Raw genomic sequence first — 22,004 nt, 5'->3', positions numbered from 1 at the left:
AACCCCGACGGTCTCCAGCCCGAGGACCTCGGCGAACAAGCCTGCCAAGACCGTTTCCATCTCGGTCGCCGGAGCGCGGCCTGACGACACCCGAGCCCCGAAGTCCGGTTCCGGCAGCGCGCGGCTGTCCAGCTTGCCGTTGCTCGTCAGCGGCAGGGCGTCGAGCACCACGAGGGTGGCGGGCACCATGTACGCGGTGAGCTGGGTGCCGACGAACTCGAGCGCCGAGGACACCTCGACGGTGGCACCGGATTCGGGCACCACATATCCGATCAGCCGGTGGCCGCCGTGCCCGTCGTCGCGGGTGAGGACGACGGCCTGCGCGATGCCGCGGTACCGCAGCAGTGCGGCTTCGATCTCGCCGAGTTCGATCCGGAAACCGCGGATCTTCACCTGGAAATCGCTGCGACCCAGGTATTCGAGCTGGCCGGACTTGTTCCAGCGCGCCAGGTCACCCGTCCGGTACATGCGGGCTCCGGCACGCACCGGGTCGGCGACGAAGCGGGTCGAGCTGAGCGCGGCCCGGCCGAGGTAACCACGGGTCACCTGGTCTCCGGAGACATACATTTCCCCGATCGTGCCGGGGGGAACGGGCCGCAGGCGCCGGTCGAGAACGTGGACGTGCAGACCGGCGATGCCGCGGCCGATGACACTGGCCGAGGTGGACGCCGCGAACTCAGGGTCCAGCGCGAGATAGCTGACGTGGACCGTGGTCTCGGTGATGCCGTACATGTTCACCAGGGTCGGGGCGGCAGCGTCATGCCTCGAGTACCAGCGACCGAGTTGCGCGAGGTCGAGTGCCTCACCGCCGAAGATCACATAACGCAGCGCGAGCGCGGCCGCGTTCACGTCCATCTCCGAGACGATGCGGTCGGTCTCGGCGAGCTGATAGAACGCGGTCGGAGTCTGGTTGAGCACGGTGACCTGCTCGTTGCGCAGCAGTTCGTGGAACATCTCCGGCGACCGCGCCGTGTAGTAGTCGACAACCACAAGGCGCCCACCGTAGAGCAACGGACCCCACAACTCCCACACGGAGAAGTCGAACGCGTACGAGTGGAACATCGTCCACACATCGGTCTCGTCGAACCCGTAGATCGGCTGGGTGTTCTCGAACAGAGTCAATACGTTCCGGTGCGAGACGACGACACCCTTCGGCCGGCCCGTCGAACCGGACGTGTAGATCACATACGCCACGGACGACGGGTCCAGCGGCGCCACCCGGTCGGCGTCGGTGATCGGCTCCGGCGACTGCTGCGCGAGGTTCCCGGTGGTTTCGGGGTCGTCCAGCAGGATCGGCGGCATCTCCGAGCCGGGCAGGGCCGAGACGTCGCCGGTGGTGGTGAGGACACAATTCGGGGCGGCATCCTCGAACACGAATGCCAGGCGGTCCGACGGATTGGTGATGTCGACAGGGAGGTAGCCGGCACCGGTCTTGATCACGCCAAGCAGGGCGATGATCAGATCACAGTTGCGTGGGAGTGCCACGGCGACCAGGCATTCCGGGCCGACACCCCGGGAGATGAGGAAACGGGCCAATCGGTTTGACCGCTCGTCGAGTTCGGTGTAGGTGAGGGCCACGTCCTCCGACGTCACCGCCGTGGCGTCCGGGAACCTGGCCACGCTCTGCGCAAACCGGTCCGCAAGCGTGTCCCCGCCGGAGTCGACGCCGGCGACGTTCCACTCGGTTGCCATCACCAACCGCTCGGCGGCATCGGTGAGCACGATGTCCCCGACCGGGGCCTGCGGGTCGGAGGTGACTGCGTCGAGAACACACAGGAACCGGTCGGCAAACGTGCGCACGGTGCCGGCGTCGAACAGATCGCTCGCGAAGATGAACGACGCGGTGATACCCGATGCCACTCCGTCCGCGCCGAAGATTTCCTCGACACCGAGTTGCAAGTCGAACTTGGCGACCTCGAGATCGAAATCGACCGCGGACGCAGTCAGTTCCGGCAGCTCGAGTGTCGGTGTCTCGTTGTTCCGGAATTCGAGCATCACCTGGAACAGCGGCGAATGCGCGGTGGAACGCTCGGGGGCGAGAACGTCGACGAGCCGTTCGAACGGCAAATCCGAATGATGGAATGCGGCCAGGTCGGTGGCCCGCACCTGGTCGATCAGGGCGCCGAAACCCTCGGCGGGGTCGACGGAGGCACGCAAGACCAGGGTGTTGACGAACATGCCGACCATGTCGTCGAGTGCGGCGTCGCCGCGGCCTGCGATCGGGGTGCCGACCGCGATGTCCTCGGTGGACGACAACGCCGACAGCAACACCGACAGCGCGGCGTGCACGGCCATGAACACGGTCGAGTTGTGCTTTCGCGCCAATGCCGAGAGCGACCGGTGTACATCCGCCGGAACGGTGAAGTCGACCTGCGCTCCGTGGAACGACTGCTGGATCGGTCGTGCGTGGTCAATCGGAAGCTGTAGGAGTTCGGGCAGGTCCGCCAGCTGGTCGGTCCAGAACTGCAGCTGACGGGAGATCAGCGATTCGGCGTCGCTCTCGCTGCCCAGCTGATCGAGCTGCCACAGCGTGTAGTCGGCATACTGCACCGACAGCGGGTGCCATTGCGGGGCGCCTCCCGCGATCCGTGCGGCATACGCCGCCATCACATCTCGGGCGAGCGGGGCCAGCGAGAAGCCGTCGGCACAGATGTGGTGCACGACGATGACGAGCACGTGGTCGTCGGGGGCGAGCGCGAACAAAGCCGACCGCATCGGCACTTCGGCCGTCACGTCGAAACCGGCGGTCGCGAGACCGGCGATGTGTTCGCGCAGTTCGTCCTCCGACGCTTCGGTGATCTCGAGGTTCGGCGCCCACTGTCCGGGCGACAGCACCACCTGCGTCGGTTCCCCGTCGTGGGATGGGAACACCGTCCGCAACGATTCGTGACGGACGAAGACATCCGTCACGGCCTCGCGCAGCGATTCCACATCCAGGTGACCGGCCAGACGGACGGCCAACGGGATGTTGTATGCGGCCGACGACGTGTCGAATTGGTTGAGGAACCACATCCTCTTCTGCGCCAACGACACCGGTATGTGCTCGGTCCGCGGCATCGGAACGAGCGGGACGCGAACGTGATCGCCGTCGTGTGCGGGGGCGAACTCCGTCGACTCGATCAGTCGGGCCAGCAGATGGATCGTTGGCGCCTCGAACAGGACGCGGACGCCGATGTCGGTGTCCAACTCCCTGGTCAGGCGCGCGGCGACCCGGGTTGCGACGAGCGAGTTTCCGCCGATGTCGAAGAAGTTGTCGTCGATGCCGACCCGTTCGATACCGAGGACAGTGGTGAAGACGTCGGCGATGGTGTGTTCGAGCACCGTCGACGGCGCACGGAAATCGTCGCTAGTCGGCAGGAACTGTGGTGCGGGCAGCGCTGTCCGATCCAGCTTGCCCACCGGAGTCAGCGGGATCTCGTCGAGCAGCATGATGCTCGACGGCACCATGTGCGCGGGCAGCAGGCCCGCCGTCCACTGTTTCAGCTCCGGCGGTTCGAGTATCGAATCTGGCTCGGGCAGCACGTAGGACACGAGCACGGTGTCACCGGCCGGTCCGGGACGTCCGAGGGTCACCGCGAACGAGACGGACGGGTGCCCGGAGAGTGCGCTGTCGATGTCGCCGAGTTCGATGCGGAAACCGCGGATCTTAACCTGGAAGTCGGTGCGACCCAGGTATTCGACGGTGTGATCAGGCCGCCACCGGGCGAGGTCGCCGGTGCGGTACATCCGGTCGCCTGGTTCGCCGAAGGGGTTGGCGACGAAGCGTTCGCTGGTCAGGGCGGCGCGCGCATGGTAACCGCGGGCCAGACCCTCGCCCGTGATGTACAACTCCCCGGCCACGCCGAGCGGGACCGGTTGCAGTCGTGCGTCGAGAATGACCTCGGCGACCCCGCGGACCGGTGCACCGATGGTGACCGTCTCCCCCACATCGAGGGGGTCGCTGATGTTGGCCATGATGGTCGTCTCGGTGGGGCCGTAGCCGTTGAACAGCCTCCGCCCCGGCGCCCACCGGGCCACCAGTTCCGGCGGGACCGCCTCGCCACCGGCCACCACGTTCTGGAACACCTCGAGACCCTCCGGGTCGACGGAGGCGAGCGCCGCCGGGGTGATGAACCCGTGCGTGACCCCTTCGCTACGGATCAGGTCCGCCAACTCCTCGCCGCCGTAAACGGACGGCGGCACGATCACCATGGTTGCGCCGACGGCGAACGGCAGCAGGTAATCGAGGACCGACGCATCGAAACTCGGCGAGGAGAAATGCATGGTCCGCGACGAAGAATCCGTCCCGTACCGGGCCCGCTGCTCCTCGGCGAAGTTGTCGAGGCCGCGGTGACTGACCACCACTCCCTTCGGGGTGCCGGTGGACCCGGACGTGTAGATGACGTATGCCGGATGCGCGAATCGCAGTGGGACGATGCGCTCGTCGTCGGTGATCGGCGCTGACGACATCTCCTTCGTCGCCGATTCGATCTCGGCGTCGTCGAGTGTCAGCCAGGTAACTGCGCCGGGCAGTCGGTCTCGGTCGGTTCCGACCTGCACACCGAGGGTGGCCCCGGAATCGGTGAGCATGTGTTCAACCCGCTCACGCGGGTAGTTCGGGTCGACGGGAACGAACGCAGCACCGGTCTTGGTGATCGACCAGACGGCGAGGACCGACTCGATGGACCTTGTAATACCCAGTGCCACAATATCTTCTGGACCCACTCCGTGGTCGATCAAGATTCGCGCGAGCTGACTGGACCGCTCGTCGAGTTCTCGATACGACATCCGACGATCACCGAATACCAGGGCGGTGGAATCACCCGCGATCGCGGCGGTTGCGGAGAACATCTGCGGTAGCGTCCGCTTGGAACTACCCGGTCTGCCCCGGACCGGAACCAGTTCGGTCTCCTCGGCATCGGTGAGCAACCGTAATTGCGCGAGCCTCATGTCGGGAGTCTCCGCGAGTGCGATCAGTGCGCGGACGAGACGGTCGCCGATGCGCTCGATGCTCGCCCGGTCGAACAGATCGGGTAGGTACTCGAACTTCAACTGCAGATGTTCGTGAGCCGACGCGATCAAAGCGAGCGGGTAGTGGGCGGCATTCGCGCTGTCGTGCACGTCGAGGACATGCATGCCGGCGATGTCGGTCTGCTCCGTCAACCCCTCCTTGTCCACCGGATACGACTCGAACACCGTCAACGTATCGAAACCGGCACCCGCACCCGCCACCGACTGAATATCGGTCAACCCCACATAGTGGTGATCCAGCAACGCCGCCTGCTCCCCCTGCACCCGCTCGAGCAACTCACCCAACGACTCCCCCGGATACAGAACCACCCGCACCGGCAAGGTGTTGATGAACAGACCCACCATCGACTCGATCCCCGCAATCTGCGGAGGACGACCCGACACCGTGCCACCGAACACCACATCCGAACGACCCACCAGCCCACCCAACACAATCCCCCACGCGGTGCGGATGAGGGTGCTCAGCGTCAGGCCACGTTCGCGTGCCAGCACGCTCAGCATGTCGGTCCGGTCGGCGTCGAGGTCGACGACCAGCTCACTCGACTGGGTGTCGCTCTGGACGGAGGCGTCCGCCGGCGCCAGCAGGGTCGGCTCGGCCACCCCGGCGAGGGCACGCTGCCAGACTTCGAGAGAGTTCTCGGTGCTGCGATGCGACATCCATGCCAGGTAGTCGCGGTACGGGTGCACCCGCGGCAGCGCCGCGACGTCCCCCTCCGTGACATACAGGGTCAGAAGGTCGCGGATCAACAACGGCATCGACCAACCGTCGAGCAGGATGTGATGGTTCGTCACGATCAGTTTCTGCCGGTCATCACCGACGTGGACCAGCATGAACCGCAGCAGTGGCGGTTCGGCCATGTCGAATCCGCGGACCCGGTCGGCGTCGACCAGGCGCGCGATCTCCGCTTCGCAGCTCACCTCGTCGAGTTCGGACAGATCAGTCTCCGTCCACGGCAGTTCCACATACCGGTGGATCGCCTGGACCGGGGTGCCATCCTCGTCATAGACGAACGATGCCCGCAGGTTCGCGTGCCGATCGAGCAGGGCCTGCCCGGCAGTGCGCAACCGCGACGCCACGGCACCGCTCAGTTCGAGCGTCATCTGCACGGTGTACGAATCGATCGACTGATCGGCCAGCAGAGCGTGGAACAGTAGACCGGACTGCAGCGGCGACAGCGACCAGATTTCCGCCAGCGCCGGGAAGCGCGACTCGATGCGGTCGATGGCGTCCTGGTTCATCGTGACCAGGTCCAGGTCGGACGGGGTCAGACCGCCCGCGTCGGGGCGGGCCGCGTACGTCGTGAGCGCGGTCAGCGCCTGTACCCACAGATCGGCGAGTTCCCGGACCTCGGCGACGTTCAGGACACCGGCCGCATATGCCCAAGTGGCGCGCAGTTGGGGCCGGTCCTCTACCTCCGTGGTGACGGCGTTGACGTCGATGGCCGAGGTGACCGGCGTGTCGAGGTCCTGCGCCCGGTCCATGTCCACCTCACCGGTTGGCGTCCAGCCCGCCCGGTCGGCCGACTCGGACAGGTCGGCGGCGAAGCGTCCCAGGTAGTTGAAGCTGATCTGCGGCACCGACCGCGCCGCGAGTTGCGGAGCGGTGTCCCCGTTGAGATACCGCAGCATGCCGTAACCCATGCCGTGGTCCGGGATGGCGAGCAACTGTTCCTTGACCGACTTGATTGCAGCACCGGCCGCCTCGCCACCGGCGAACGCGTCGTCGAGGTCGATGCCCACCAGATCCAGGCGCACCGGGAACATAGCCGTGAACCAACCGACGGTGCGGCCCAGGTCGGCCCCAGGGACCACCTGGTCCTCACGGCCGTGACCCTCCAGGCTGACCAATGTCCCATTGACGGCACCGCCGTCGAGCGTCCCATTGACGGCACCGCCGTCGAGCGTCCCATTGACGGCACCGCCGTCGAGCGTCCCATTGACGGCACCGCCGTCGAGCGTCCCATTGACGGCACCGCCGTCGAGCGTCCCACCGACTGGCTTCGTGTCGAGCATGACGCCTCGGGTGCGCCGCCACCGGGTGACCGCCAAGGCGAGGGCGGTGAGGAGACCGTCGTTCACGCTGCCGCGGACGGCCTCCGGCAATACCGTGAGGACCGCCTCGCTGACCTCGGCGGGAAGCTGGACCGTGATGCGACCAACCGTGGCATTGACGTCGATGTCGGGGTTGAGCGGACGGGAGCCTACCGGCGGATCCTCGCAGTCGAGGATGCGCTGCCAGAGGTCGAGTTCACCGGTCCGGTTCACAGCCTCGTCCGCCAGTCCGTGCGCCCATCTGCGCATGGAGGTGCCCACCCGGTCGAGGGCGGGTTCGTGCCCTGCGGAGATCTGCGCCCATGCGGTCGCGAGGTCGGGGACGAGGATGCGCCAGGACACACCGTCGACGACGAGGTGATGTGCCACCACGAGCAGGCGGCCGCCGGACTCTGCAGCGTCGAACCACACCACCTGCATCATGACCCCGGCCGCCGGATCCAGTCGGTCGAGGGCAGCGTCGAGTTCGGCGATCACCGCGGCTGCGAACGCCGGTGTTCCCGGCTCGGCGGACACCGCGACCACACGAATCAGATCCTGCGCCTCGACCGAACCGACCGGGCGGACCTCGAGGTGCGATTTTTCGCCCGACATGTTCAATTGCGCGCGCAGCATGTCGTGGCGGTCGAGGACGGCCTGGAAAGTGCCTATCAGGGGTTCTAGTTCATGTAGATCGGGCGGTGCAATCAAGAGTGCGGACTGCGACATCCGGTTGAACTCGCCGCCGCGTTCGAGCAGCCACGACGTGATCGGGGTGGTCGGCATCTCACCGACACCGCCGCCGGGCAGTTCCTCGAGCACCATCACATCGGCGGAACCCGCCCACGACGCCACCGCGGCCAGCCCGGCCACAGTCTTGGACTCGAACACATCCCGTGGCGTCAGGATCACACCCGCGGCCTTGGCACGGGCCACCAACTGGATCGACATGATGCTGTCGCCGCCGAGCGAGAAGAACGAATCATCGACCCCCACCGATTCGAGGCCCAACACCTCGGTAAACAAGCCCGCGAGCACCGACTCCATCTCCGAGACCGGGGCGCGACTCACCGACACCAGGGCCCCGAAGTCCGGTTCCGGCAGCGCGCGGCGGTCCAGCTTGCCCGCGGGGGTGAGCGGCAACTCGTCGAGGACGATCAGCGCGGACGGCACCATGTACGGGGCGAGGAATCGGCCCGTGAACTCGAGTATTGCCTCCGTGTCGAGTTCCGTGCTCGCCACCGGGACCAGGTAGCCGACGAGCCGGTTGGCGCCGGTGCTGCCCGTGTGCGCCGACACCACTGACTGGGCGACACCCGGGTAGCGGGTGAGTACGGATTCGATCTCGCCGAGTTCGATGCGGAAACCTCGGATCTTCACCTGGAAGTCGCTGCGACCCAGGTATTCGAGCTGGCCTGCGTTGTTCCAGCGCGACAGGTCACCCGTCCGGTACATGCGCGCGCCGAGGCCACCGTAGGGATTGGCGACGAACCGCTCCGCGGTCGTGCCCGCCCGATCCTTGTAGCCCCGGGCGAGACCCGATCCGGTGACGTACAGCTCACCGGTCACCCCGATGGGCACCGGGTGCAGTCGGGAATCGAGCACCATCTCCCCGGTTCCGAGCGGCGGGCGGCCGATGGTGACGACTTCACCGGGCACCAGCGGCCCACCCGAACTCGATACCACCGTCGCTTCCGTGGGGCCATATGCATTGAACATCCGTCTGCCGTCGGTTGCCCACTGTGCCACCAATTCCGGCGGGCACACGTCGCCGCCGGTGGCGACCACCCGGAGAAGGTCCAGGCCGGTCGGATCCACGGATGCCATGGCGGCCGGCGTCATGAAGGCATGCGTGACCCGGCCGTCGCGGAGAACCTCGGCGAGATCGGTACCGCCGACGATCGACGCCGACGCGATGACCATGGTCGCGCCCGACCCGACCGCGAGTATCAGTTCCATGATCGACGCGTCGAAACTCGGCGACGCAAAGTGCAGCGTGCGTGCCCGCGGGGTGACCCCAAACCGGACGCGCATGTCGGTGGCGAAGTTCGCCAGGCCACGATGGGTGACGCCTACGCCCTTCGGGGTGCCGGTGGAACCCGAGGTGTAGATCAGGTAGGCCAGGTTCTCCAGGAAGAGCGGATGCGTACGGTCGGCGTCGGTGATGCCTGCGGCCGAGTGTGCGGCCATCTCGTCGCCGAATCCGGGTGCATCGACCACGACGTAGGGGGTGCAGTCGGGCAGGTTGGGACGGAACTCCGAGACGGTGAGCGCGAGCGCCGCGTCGGAGTCGCTGAGCATGTGGACGATCCGGTCGGTCGGATAGTTCGGGTCGACCGGAACGAATGCGGCGCCGGTCTTGGCGACCGCCCACAACGACAGCACCGATTCGAGCGACCGCGACATTGCCAGCGCAACCACCGATTCCGGACCGATACCACGCCCGATGAGCAGGCGGGCGAGCCGGTTCGACCTCTCGTCGAGGCTTCGGTACGTCACCTCCCTGCCATCGTAGGACAGAGCGGCCGCCTTGGGATCGACCGTCGCCGCGGCGGCGAGCAGTTCGGGCAGGGTCCGCGATTCCGCGTCCGGCCCGCCCGTCACCGGTGTCAACGCCGCACGTTCGGACGCCGCCATCAAAGCGATGTCACCGACCGCCGTCTCGGGCTCCGAGGTCACCGCATCGAAGATTCGCTGCAGATAGTTGGCGAATTCGGCAATCGTGGACTGCTCGAAAAGACTCGACGAGTACGTGAACGCCGCGGAGATCCCGGCGGGCTCACCCGATACGCCGAACTCCTCGGTAAGGGTGAGTTGAAGGTCGAAATTGGAGATGCCCGACGGCAGATCGAGTCCCGTGACGGTCAGCCCGGGCAGTTCCAGCCGTGGCCGCTCGTTATTGCGGAATTCGAGCACCACTTGGAACAGCGGCGAGTGCGAGGTCGCGCGTTCGGGTGAGATCGCGTCCACCAACCGCTCGAACGGCAGATCCGCGTGATGGAAGGCGCTCAGGTCGGTGTCCCGAACTGTGGACAGAAGTTCGGTGAACGAGACACCCGGTTCGACCGAGGTACGCAGCACGAGGGTGTTGACGAACATGCCGACCATGTCGTCGAGGGCCGCGTCGCCGCGACCGGCGATGGGCGTTCCCACCGCGACGTCGTCGGTGTCACCCAACCGGGCCAGCAACACCGCCAGCGCCGCGTGGACGGCCATGAAGACACTCGAATTGTGGTCACGCGCCGTCGTAACGAGCCGGCTGTGGACCTCTGGGTCGATGCTGAACGCGTGGACATCGCCTCGCATCGACTGCTCCGTCGGGCGGGGGTGGTCGATCGGCAGAGCCAACAGTTCCGGAAGACCCGTGAGCGTGCGCGTCCAGTAATCGAGTTGAGCGGCGAGGAGGCTGTCCGGATCGTCGGCGTTGCCGAGTACCCGGTGCTGCCAGAGCGCGAAATCGGGATACTGGACCGGTAGCGCCGTCCAGTCCGGTGCCTGCCCCCCGGTCCGTGCCGCGTAGGCGGTCATGACATCCCGGGCGAGTGGGGCCATAGAGAAGCCGTCGGCGCTGATGTGATGGACCACGATGACGAGCACGTGCTCCTCCGGATCCGTGCGGAACAGTGCGGCACGCACCGGAACCGCCACGGTCACGTCGAAGCCCGCGCCTGCAAGTCGCGAAATATGTTCGGGCAGTTCCGCTTCCGTCGTTACGATCGGTGTCAGGTCCGGCACCACGTCTTCGGTCGGCAGAATCCGCTGGAGAGGTTCGCCGTCGACCATCGGGAACAGGGTGCGCAGCGACTCGTGCCGCCCCATCACGTCGGCGACCGCGTCCTGGATCGCATCGTCGTCGAGATCACCGGTCAACCGCACCGCGAGTGCGATGTTGTACGCCGCGGAATCGGGGTCGAACTGGTTGATGAACCACATCCGCTTCTGCGCCAGCGAGACCGGCAACCTGGCCGGCCGTTCCCCCGCGACCAACTGTGGGCGTTCGGCCCGGTTGCCGGTGTCGGACTCGACCCTGGTCGCCAGCGCAGCAACGGTCGGGGCGTCAAAGATCTCCCTCACGCCGATCTGGCTGCCCAGTGCGGCATTGACCCGCGCCACCAGACGGGTCGCCACCAAGGAATTGCCGCCGAGATCGAAGAAGCTGTCGTGCACACCGATTCGTGACGCATCGAGCAGATCCGCGAAGATCGACGCGAGGATTTCCTCGATCGGATTGCGGGGTGTCACGAACTCGGCAGACGGGCTCAGGAACTCCGGTTCGGGCAGCGCTCCCCGGTCCAACTTGCCGGTGGTGCCGAGTGGGAACTTGTCGAGCACGATGATGCGGGTCGGCACCATGTAGGCGGGCAGTGCTTCCGCCGCTGCGTCCCGCACGGTCGCGGTGTCGATGTCGATACCGGACACGGGAATCACGTAGCCGACGAGGCTTTCGCCGGTGACCTCGCTGCGGTGAACGGTCACCACTGCCTGTGCCACCGACGGGTGTGCCAGCACGGCGGCCTCGACCTCGCCGAGTTCGATGCGCTGGCCGCGCAGCTTCACCTGGAAGTCGCGGCGGCCGATGTATTCAATGTTGCCGTCGGCGCGCCAGCGGACGACATCACCGGTGCGGTACATCCGCTGCCCCGCTTCGCCGAACGGGTTCGCAACGAACCGGTCAGAGGTCAGGTCGCTGCGGCCGACGTACCCGCGAGCCAACTGGACTCCGGCCAGGTAAAGCTCTCCGTGCACGCCGACCGGGACCGGGTGCAAGCGGGAATCGAGTACATAGACCTGGGTGTTCCAGACCGGTGCACCGATCGGCACCGAAGCCCGGTCTCCTTCCGTGGATTCCCAGTAGGTGACATCGACGGCAGCCTCCGTCGGCCCGTACAGGTTGTGCAGCGCGGCGGTGCCGAATTCCCGGAACGTGTCGGCAGTGGCGGGCGGCAGCGCCTCACCGCTGCAGAACACCTGCCGGAGGGAACCACAGAGGTCTGGGTCGGCGCCCGCAGTGAACACCGCCAGCATCGACGGCACGAAGTGCATGGTGGTGACCTGGTGGTCGGCGATGGTGTGGGACAGGTATGTGGGGTCCCGGTGGCCGTCCGGCGCGGCGAGGACCAGCCGTGCACCAACTTGCAGAGGCCAGAAGAGTTCCCACACAGACACGTCGAACGTGACAGGTGTCTTCTGGAGCACGACGTCCGTGTGGTCCATCCGGAAGGTGTCCTGCATCCACAGCAGGCGGTTGACGATCGCCCGGTGGCTGACGGCGACACCCTTCGGGCGTCCCGTCGACCCGGACGTGTAGATCACGTAGGCCACCGAATCGGGATGGATCGGACCGCCCCGCTCGGTGTCGGTGATCGGGGCGCTCGTGCGGCGAGACAGGTTCAGGGTGTCGATCTCGATCGTGGTGGGACTCTCCACGACGCCGACCCCCTCGGGGCGATCGCGGGTGGATGTGAGCACGCACGCGGGTTCGGCGCTCTCGATGACGTACGCGATCCGTGAAGCAGGGTGGTCCGGGTCCAGCGGAACGTATGCCGCCCCGGTCTTCTCCACCGCGTAGATCGCGATCATCAGTTCGAGTGAACGCCGCAGGGCCACCGCGACACGCGATTCGGGGCCGACGCCGCGCGCGAGGAGTTCGCGGGCAAGGCGATTGGCGCGCGCGTCGAACTCCGCGTACAGCAGTTCTTCTCCGCCGAACACGACGGCCACCGCATCCGGGGTCCGTGTCGCCTGCGCCTCGAACAGTTCGACGAGTGTCGACTCGGGCACGACGACGTCGGTGTCGATCCATTGTTCGAGCATCCGGTGGTTCTCGGCGTCACCTATCAGGTCGAGATCCCCGACCTTGACATCCGAACGCGCAGTAATCATTTCGAGCAGGGTGACGAACCGCTCGGCCAGCGCCGTCATCGTCGGCGGATCGAACAGTTCAGAGGCATAGGAGAACTGGACGTCGATCGGGCCCGGCGCGCCGGAATCCTCGGTGTGCTCGGTGAGGATCACCTGCAGATCGAACTTCGCCGCACCGGTCTCGAGTGCCTCGACCTCCACGTCGAGCCCGGGTAGTTCGAGCCGCGTGTTCGCGAACCCCTGCAACACCAGCATCACCTGGAAAAGCGGTGAATGCGCCTCCGAGCGGGTCGGCTTCAACTCGTCGACGAGCCGCTCGTAGGGCAGGTCGGTGTTGCTGAACGCCGCGAGGTCCACCGAGCGGATGTTCGAGAGGATCTCGCGGAAGCTGCGTTCGGGATCGACCGCGGTGCGCAGGACCACGGTGTTGACGAACATGCCGACGACGTCGTCGAGTTGACGTTCGCCACGACCGGAGACCGGGGACCCGATCGACACGTCGGACGAACCACTCGACCGCGACAGCAGGACCGCGAGGGCTGCGTGCGTCACCATGAACAGGCTGGCGTCGTGGGCGCCGGCGATCTCGAGCAAGGCGGTGTGGATGCGTGCCGGGATCGTGAAATCGGCTGTGGCCCCGACCATCGACTGGCGGGCGGGACGGGGTCGATCGGTCGGCAGGTCCATAACCTCCGGGGCGCCGTCGAGGGTGCGCGCCCAGAAGGAGAGCTGGCGGGAGAGGACGCTGGTGGGGTCGTCTGGGGAACCCAGCAGTTCGCGCTGCCACACCGCGAAATCGGCGTACTGCACCTCCAGAGGCGCCCACTGCGGGGCACTCCCGCCGACGCGGGCGTGGTAGGCCACCATCACGTCGCGGGTCAGCGGAGTCATCGACAGACCGTCGGCGGCGATGTGATGGACTACGAAGACCAGTTCGTGATCATCGGTGGCGGTCCGGTAGAGATGGGCCCGGATCGGTGGCTCCGCCGTGACGTCGAAACCGGCTGCGGCATCGGTGATCAAACGCGATTCGAGCTCGTTGGCCGGGACGTCGATCACGGTGAAGTGCGGACTCACTTCGGCGACCGGCAGCACAACCTGGATCGGACCGTTCGGGGTGTTCGGGAAGACGGTCCGCAGCGACTCGTGCCGGGTGAGTACGTCATCGATCGCGGACCGTAACGCCTTGACGTCCAGCGTGCCGCGCAATCGGATGCCGACGGGAATGTTATAGGCGGGCGACGCGGTGTCGAGTTGGTTGATGAACCACATGCGCTGCTGGGCCAGCGACACCTGCACCGGGCCCGACCCCTGCCTGGGGGTGAGTTCCGGGCGGGCCGAGCTCCGTGGACCGAGGGCGTCCACCCGGGCGCTGAGCAACGCGACACTGGGGGCCTCGAACAGATCCAGCACCCCGATGTCCGAGCTCAACGCCGAATTGACCCGGGACACCACTCGGGTCGCGACGAGGGAGTCGCCGCCCAGATCGAAGAAGCTGTCGTCGACGCCGATGCGGTCGACCCCCAGCAACGTGGCAAACACGTCCGCGACCTGCATCTCGGTCGGGTTCGTCGGCGCCCGGTAGACGGTAGAGGTGGTCTCGAAGTGCGGCTCCGGCAACGCCTTCCGATCGAGCTTGCCCGCCGGGGTCAACGGGACCTCGGGGAGCACCATCACCCGCGCCGGGACCATGTGCGCGGGCAGTGCGGCGGCGGCGTGTTCGAGGATGTCCTCGACATCGATTTGCTCGCCGCTCTCGGGCAGCACATAGGTCACCAGTGCCGTGTCACCGGACGGCGTGGTCTGGCCGACCGTGATCGCGAACGCCACGGTCGGATGTGCCCGAACGACGGCGTCGATCTCGCCGAGTTCAATGCGGAACCCGCGGATCTTCACCTGGAAGTCGGTGCGGCCGAGGTACTCCAGATCACCGGCCTGGTTCCAGCGCGCCAGGTCACCGGTCCGGTACATCCGCACACCGGGCGCACCGTGCGGATCGGCGACGAAACGTTCGGCAGTCGAAATCGACCGGTTGTGGTACCCGCGTGCCACACCGTCACCGATGATGTACAACTCGCCCGGAACCCCGATCGGCACGGGGTGCAACCGCGCGTCGAGCACCAACAGGCTGCAACCGCGGGACGGTCGGCCGATCGTGACGGGTTCGCCGACCGTCAACGGTCCGGCGATGCTCGCCACGACGGTCGCTTCTGTGGGGCCGTACGCATTGAACATGACGCGGCCCGGTGCCCACTGGGCCACCAGTGCGGGCGGACAGCTTTCGCCACCGGTGACTACGCACCGGATGTGGTCGAGACGGGAGGGGTCGACGGACGCCAGCGCAGCCGGCGTGACGAACGCATGGGTCACGCGTTCGCGATGCAATAGGTCGGCCAGTTCGGTGCCGCCGTACACGGTCGACGGCGCCACCACCATCGTGGCGCCCGCGCCCACCGCGAGAAGCAGTTCCAGGACGGACGCATCGAAACTCGGGGACGAGAAGTGCAGCGTGCGGGACTCGGCTGTGACGACAAACCGCCCCCGCTGGTCCTCGGCGAAATTCGCGAGCCCGACATGGGTGACGACCACGCCCTTGGGAGTGCCCGTCGAACCGGAGGTGTAGATCAGATAGGCCGGATCCGCAGTTCGCAGCGGTCGGAGCCTGTCCTCGTCGGTGACAGCGCCGGTCACCTGCTCGGCCAGTGACCGCTCGAACGCGGCATCGTCCATCACCAACCACGGAGTGGTCTCCGGCAATGAGGGCCGTTGCGCCGCGACGGTCAGACCGACGAGCGCACCGGAATCGGTGAGCATGTGGTTGATGCGATCGGCCGGGTAGTGCGGGTCGACCGGGACGAACGCGGCCCCCGATTTCGCGACCGCCCAGGTGGCCAGCACCGATTCGATGGAGCGTGCGATCGCCAGCGCCACCACCGAACCCGGTCCCACCCCGTGCGAGATCAGTATCCGTGCGAGACGGTCCGACTGTGCGTCGAGTTGTGGGTAGGTCAGAGTGCGGTCCTCGAAGACTAGGGCGTCCCCATCGCCACCGGCTTCCACCGCGCTCAGTAGGAGTCCGGGAAGGCTACGCGCCTCCACCGAAGGCTCGCCGTGGACAGGTGCGAGTTCGGTGTACTCGACCGGTTCGAGAATGTCGACGTCCCCGATCGGGGAAACCGGATCCGCCGTGACCGCCTGCAGGATCCGCACCAAGCGTGCCGTGAGCGCCTCCACGGTGCCGCGATCCCACACGTCCGTGGCGAATCTCAACTGGCCTCTGATACCGCCGCTCTCCGATTCGGAGAGCGAGAAAACGAGATCGAGTCCAGCGGCACCATGTTTGAGTTTGGCCGGTTCGCTATCGATCGGACCGGCCGTCACGCTTCTGGGGGAATCGTGCGGATGGCCGCCGGCGGTGAATTCGAGCATCACCTGGAACAGCGGCGCGTGCGACGAATCGGGTTCGGCGACGAGTGTCGCGACGAGTTCGTCGAACGGCAGTGCGGCATGCGTGAACGCGGCGCGGTCGGCATCGCGAATCTGGTGGAGGTGGTCGATGAAGGATGCCGCGCCGTCCACCCGCGACCGTAGGACGACTTTGTCGGGGAAGGCGCCCGCACCCTGTGCGGTGACCGGCGTTCCGATCACGACGTCGTCGGTGTCGCCGATCCGGCCCAGTAGTACCGCCAGCGCCGCGTGCAGTGTCGTGAAGACCCCGGTGTCGGCTTCCTCCGCGAGAGCGGCCACTCGGTGGTGCACGTCGGCGTCGAGAGCGAAGCCGACGACGTCACCGGTACCGGACCGCTCGGCAGGCCGCGGCCGGTCGAGCGGCAACGCAATTACCTCCGGCAGGCCAGCCAGATCCCGCTTCCAGAATTCGAGCCGGGATTCGCGCTCGCGGATCTCCGCGCCGAGTCGGGCGCTCTCGGCGTGGATGTCGGTGATCCGGGTGTCCGCTTCTGCCGTGACGAACTCTTCGGCCAACTCCACGAACCGGCGGTGGTGCGTGCGCAACTCCTCGGAGCTGTACCGGTTGGGGTTGCCGCGGAAGTCGAGCAGGGTCTGACCGTCACCGCCCTGATAGAGGTTGACCAGCAGATCGTCCACCGGGCCCGACGTGACGATGTGGTATTCGCCCGCCACCGAACCCAGGGTCAGCGAGTGGTGGAAGAGCATGATGTTCACCACCGGGCCGGCCAGGCCATCCGGGCTTCCGGCGAGTCCGGCGTCGCGACGGATGTCCTCGAGGCTGCACCGCTGATGGCGAAGTGCCCCCATCATTGCCAGTTGTACCCTCTGCACGAGTTCGGCCGCGGTGTCCTCGGACTGGACCGTGATGTGCAACGGGGCCACGTTCACCAGCATGCCGCCGGACCGCTGCAACGGGGCAGTCGTGCGGGCGGATACCGGAAGATTGACGAGCACGTCACGCTTGCCCGTCATGCGCGAGAGGAAACAGGCAAACGCCGCGACGAGGACAGCCGCCGACGTGGCACCGAACCTCTCGTTCGACTGGTCGAGGAAACTGAGGGCAATCTCGGATAAGGTCGCGCTCTCGACCCTGCTCTGCGCCGCAGCCAGTGCATCGCGCGTGGCGAGGGTGGAACCGTGCTCTATACCGACAATGCGTTCGGCCCAGTACTGCCGATCGTTCTCAAACCTGGTCGAGGCACGGTACTTCTGGTCGAGCTCGTACAGTTCTCGCACGTCGAGCGCACGGTTCGGCTCGGGTTCGATGCCCTCGATGGCCGCCGTGTACAGCGCCGCAACCCGATTGATCATGGTCATGCCGCTGTAACCGTCGACGCCTACGTGATACATCCTCGTGTGCCACAAGTAGTGCTGCTCGCCGACCTGCAGGATGGTCATCTCGATCATTCGGGCGCGGGTCGACCTGAGCGGGGTCGCGTAGTCCTTGTCCATCCATGCCCGAGCGGCGGTCATGGGGTCGAGATCCCCACGGAAGTCGGAGTAGGGTATCGACGTGTCGAGCGTGTAATCGACCATCTGGTATGGTTCGCCGTCGACGTCTAGCAGGCGTAGGAACGGAGACTGAAACTCCCGAGCCGCCGTCACCGCGGCCTCGCTCAACAGGTTCAGGTCGATCTCACCCCGCAACTCGACGTACTGCGCGATGAACTTGGGAACCGTGGGGCTCAATTGCTGCGCGAACCACATGCTCCGCTGCACCGAGGAGAGCGGGAAGGCCCCGTCCGGAACGTTCGGGTCTTCGGCATGGCTGTTCGACTGTCGTGGATTCAAACTCGTCATCTCGTTCCCCCAGCGGGTAGAAAACTGTGGATGCGCAAGTTCTGCGCGTGTGACGGATCAACGATTGGCGGTGTCGCACGCTGTACTGATCGTGCTGTACGCGCGGGACTGCCGTTCGCAAATTCGTGATGTTCGTTCCGGAATCGATGTCGATTCACCACATCCGCCACGATCGGACTGGTCGAGCAGGGTGCGTTGGACGAACTTTTCGCCCGTGGCCGAAGTTCAGCGGAAGCATTCGGCCTCACGTGCGATACGCACAAGGTCGGTACACAAAGACTCCACCTCGTGGTCTGCGGCACCTTCGGCAATGGCTGTCGCTACGTCCTCGGCGGCACATCGAACCTGGAAGAGCCGATCGACCATCGCGGACGCTTCTTCGGAGGTGAGCACCACCGCATCGAGGGGAAGGCTCGTGCCCTTGACCTGGTTGCGCTGCTCGTAAGCGCGCTGCCTGCAGGATTGACGGCAATACCGGCGACGCCGACCGATCCCGGACTCCGCCACTTGCCGTCCGCACCACACGCAGGAATCGGTTCTGCGGGAAGCGCTGTTCATAGTCACCCACCTTACTGTTCGGCGTCGTGGCGACCGCCCGGTACGATTGCTGGGTTGCATCTGCGTTGCCGGCGGGAACCAATCGGGAAGCCGTGACGTTGTAGATGAGTGTGAACGCTTGGTTCCGGTCCAGGCGTGCTCGCGCGGAGACGAACGAGGAGAGGACACAACCATGGCAGATCGCGTACTTCGAGGTAGTCGACTCGGAGCGGTGAGCTACGAAACCGACCGTGACCACGACCTCGCGCCCCGTCGGATGGCTAAGTATCGGTGTGACAACGGCGAGGTATTCGATATTCCTTTCGCCGACGAAGCAGAGATTCCCGGTACCTGGCTGTGCCGTAACGGACTCGAGGGAACCCTGATCGAGGGCACCGCGCCCGAGGCCAAAAAGGTCAAGCCGCCGCGCACCCACTGGGACATGCTGCTCGAGCGTCGTTCCAAGGAAGAGCTGGAAGACCTGCTCAAGGAGCGTCTCGACCTGTTGAAGGCGAAGCGCCGGGGAGCTTGACTCAGACCGCTGAACTGTACGAACGCCGTCTCGGCTTTGCCGGGGCGGCGTTTGCCCTATCCGGGCGGGCCGATTCGACACGCACGCGCTTCTGTTCGTCGCTGGGGTAGTCGCTGTCTCGACATGACTCATCCGAGTACTCCGATCTGTTGAACGGGAGCGCGTTACATTTCGAGCATACAAACGCTTCAAGTGTTACGCCCCGAACACGCAGTCGGAGAAACCGCGCATGACCAACCCATCTGGCTTGCATTCCGGTTTGAAAGGCCAGGTCACATGACCGTTCCCAATTTACTATTCGGTGCGGCGGAGTCAAGGGTTGGTCTCCTCTGCAGGTCAACTTCATACCTGGTGCATGAAACTGGTCACACCTGAGATTCGAAACATCAACCGTAGTTCAGCACCATGGGGCAAACGCACCTGATCCGTAAAACCTTTCAGTCGCTATCGGTATTCCCTCCCCGAAAGCATCAACTGGCCATTACGCCCAGGACGTCGCCAGCGAATGCACAATGTCCAGGAGGTGCTCGAAGGTGATCGCGAACGCGTTCAATGCGGGCTTCCACCTCATCGCCCATCGTGCCCTACCTTTCCCGATCGGGTCCAGCGCTCGCGCAGCCAGGCAGAGACGTTTGAGCGCTGCTTGCTCGGTTGGGAAGTGCCCACGAGCAGGTACCGCCGCCGGTAGCGGGCGTTCACGGACTGGATCGCGTTCGTCGAACAGATCACCCGGCAGATCTCGATGTCGTAGTCGAAGAACGGGACGATCGCCCAAACACTTCGTGCAGGGCGGTACCCCCATCCGTCCAGGCGTTCTCCCACAATCGGGCACTCGGCGGGTAGCGGCCGCCGCACTTGCCGGTGAACTCGATGAACAATTCCTTGGCCGCCGCTTCCGACGAAGCGGTGTAGATGGGCCGCAGATCCCGGCACATCTCGTCCCAATACGTCCGCGAAGCGGACCGGAATGTGTTGCGTATCAGATGAACAATGCGCGTCTGCACCACCGCGAGCGCGCCGACGGTGTTGATCGCATCAGGGAGACCCTCAAGTCCGTCACAGACGACGATGCACACCTCGGCAACGCCCGGTTCGTGATGTCGGTCAGCACCGAGAGCCAGAACTTTGCGCTCTCCCCGCCGTCGTCGGCCCACACACCCAGGATGTCGCGTTCCCCGTTGACGGTGACCCCGACCGCGACATACACGGGCCGGGTGGTGACCTGCCCATCCCGGACCTTGAGGTTGCGTCCAGCAGAGTGGTGTACGAACCGTCCGGGATGAGATGGCCGGCGTGTCGTAGCCGAACCAAATACGGTCACCTCGTGATTCTGCGAGAGACCTACGAAAGTCACTCGAGACGGGACCATGCGATGACCACTGCCCACGATATCGACCTCCGCCGACTGGTCGAAGACCGACTCACCGGGGCGAGCCCGGACCTGCTACGCGAGCTATTGTCGATGTTCATCCACGCCCTGATGGGCGCCGAGGCTGACAACCTTTGTGGGGCCGGCTACGGCCAGCGTTCGGGCGATCGTACGAATTCGCGCAACGGCCCATCGCCATAGGGACTTCGATACCCGTGCCGGCACCCTCGATGTCGAGATCCCGAAGCTGCGGCAGGGCAGCTATTTCCCGGATTGGCTGCTCGAGCGGCGCAAATGCGCCGAACGGGCGCTGACCACAGTCGTCGCTACCCGCAATCTAGTCGGGGTCTCCACCCGACGGATGGACAAACTCGTCGACACGTTGGGTATCACCAGCTCGTCGAAGTCCCATGTCTCGGTGATGGCGCAGGAACTCGACACCCAGGTCGAGGCGTTCCGCTACCGGCCGCTCGACGCCCGCCCGTACACGTTCGTCGCCGCCGATGCCCTCGTGCTCAAAGTTCGGGAGAGCGGGCGGTGTCCTTCGGCACCGCCGACCCGTGCATGTCCCGGAAATATGCGCCAACCTCGCTGGTCGTCAGACCTTTAGATCCACCTCAGTCGCTGCCATGGGATCCAGTGTTTCTGTCATGGTCGATCCTTCCCGCCAAGCAAGTGCTCGGCGTGTCGAACCGAGATCAGATCAACCGCTATTCAAACAGCCCCCCACAGAGCAACACACTCAACGATTTACACCACTCCACGGGGCTTGATCTTGGGCCGTGTGGGACGCGGTTCCTGAATGGTGATCACGTCGGCGAGCGGATGCGGTGTGGGTGGACCTGCTCGATTTTGCGTATGTGTCTGTTGCTCAATCACTTCCAGTGACGGCTAGTTGTTGGATCGTGTCGAAGGTGTGGTTGAGTCGTCTCGGCGTTTCGGAGTTGCCGGTCGGTTGGCTGTATTCCGCTGATTGGGGGACACCGCGTTGGGCCGATGCAAGGTCTGTTTGGGGGACAGACGTGGCCGGTGTTGGCGGCAACACTTCATCGGGGCCGTAGCTGTTCGGGTGCCACCGGTAGTTGCCCCCCTAGGGCCACGGCAGAGAGACGCCAAATCGTCGATTCCAAGTCGAAAGGTAGGTACAACTATGAATCACTCCCGCTGGTCGAGAATTGCGGTAGCAGCAGTCATGTCTGCAGGAGTCCTCCCCTTCACGCATGTCGCCGCATCGGCTTCTGCCGACTCCGCTATCGGTGTCATCGCCCAGTCGGAGACAAAATTCAAGGTCAGTTGTGGAGCGTTTTCCAACGGTGGTGGAGGCTTCGGTTCTTTTCACGATGTGGTCGACGATCTTTTCACCAACACTGGGCGGTGTCAAGCCGTGGAAGC

Annotated in this window: 4 protein-coding genes and 2 pseudogenes; 3 read left to right on the top strand and 3 right to left on the bottom strand. The window is 65.5% G+C overall.

The genetic code is table 11. The features are described 5' to 3' along the window. The coding region (locus RM2_RS25380) for a non-ribosomal peptide synthetase (RefSeq protein WP_245814042.1) at nt 1–18,174 on the bottom strand (18,174 nt) is incomplete at its 3' end. Between the two features lie 225 nt (nt 18,175–18,399). Further along, the gene (locus RM2_RS19050) at nt 18,400–18,732 is read right to left on the bottom strand and encodes a hypothetical protein (RefSeq protein ID WP_072691108.1); all 333 of its coding nucleotides are present in this window, start codon (nt 18,730–18,732) and stop codon (nt 18,400–18,402) included. A 172-nt stretch (nt 18,733–18,904) separates the two neighbouring features. Here RM2_RS19050 and RM2_RS19045 point away from each other — a divergent pair, with 172 nt between their 5' ends. Continuing rightward, nucleotides 18,905–19,243, top strand: coding sequence for an RNA polymerase-binding protein RbpA (locus RM2_RS19045; protein WP_072691107.1), 339 nt, complete (start codon nt 18,905–18,907; stop codon nt 19,241–19,243). Between the two features lie 481 nt (nt 19,244–19,724). Here the strand turns inward: RM2_RS19045 and RM2_RS19040 are convergent. After that, a pseudogene (locus RM2_RS19040) lies at nt 19,725–20,486 on the bottom strand (IS256 family transposase); the annotation flags it as partial. A 129-nt stretch (nt 20,487–20,615) separates the two neighbouring features. Between RM2_RS19040 and RM2_RS19035 the strand changes: the two are divergent. Together RM2_RS19035 and RM2_RS24930 are read left to right on the top strand one after the other, a co-directional pair. Further along, nucleotides 20,616–21,150, top strand: a pseudogene (locus RM2_RS19035) (transposase); the annotation flags it as partial. A 654-nt stretch (nt 21,151–21,804) separates the two neighbouring features. Beyond that, nucleotides 21,805–22,004, top strand: a 200-nt coding sequence (locus RM2_RS24930; protein WP_218017245.1) for a hypothetical protein, incomplete at its 3' end; no start/stop codon positions are given.

It is taken from the genome of Rhodococcus marinonascens NBRC 14363 (genome assembly GCF_001894885.1).
In the GTDB taxonomy this organism is placed as follows: domain Bacteria; phylum Actinomycetota; class Actinomycetes; order Mycobacteriales; family Mycobacteriaceae; genus Rhodococcus_F; species Rhodococcus_F marinonascens.
The sequence above is the reverse complement of the archived record's forward strand: the minus strand, read 5'-3'. Positions and strand labels throughout refer to the sequence as shown.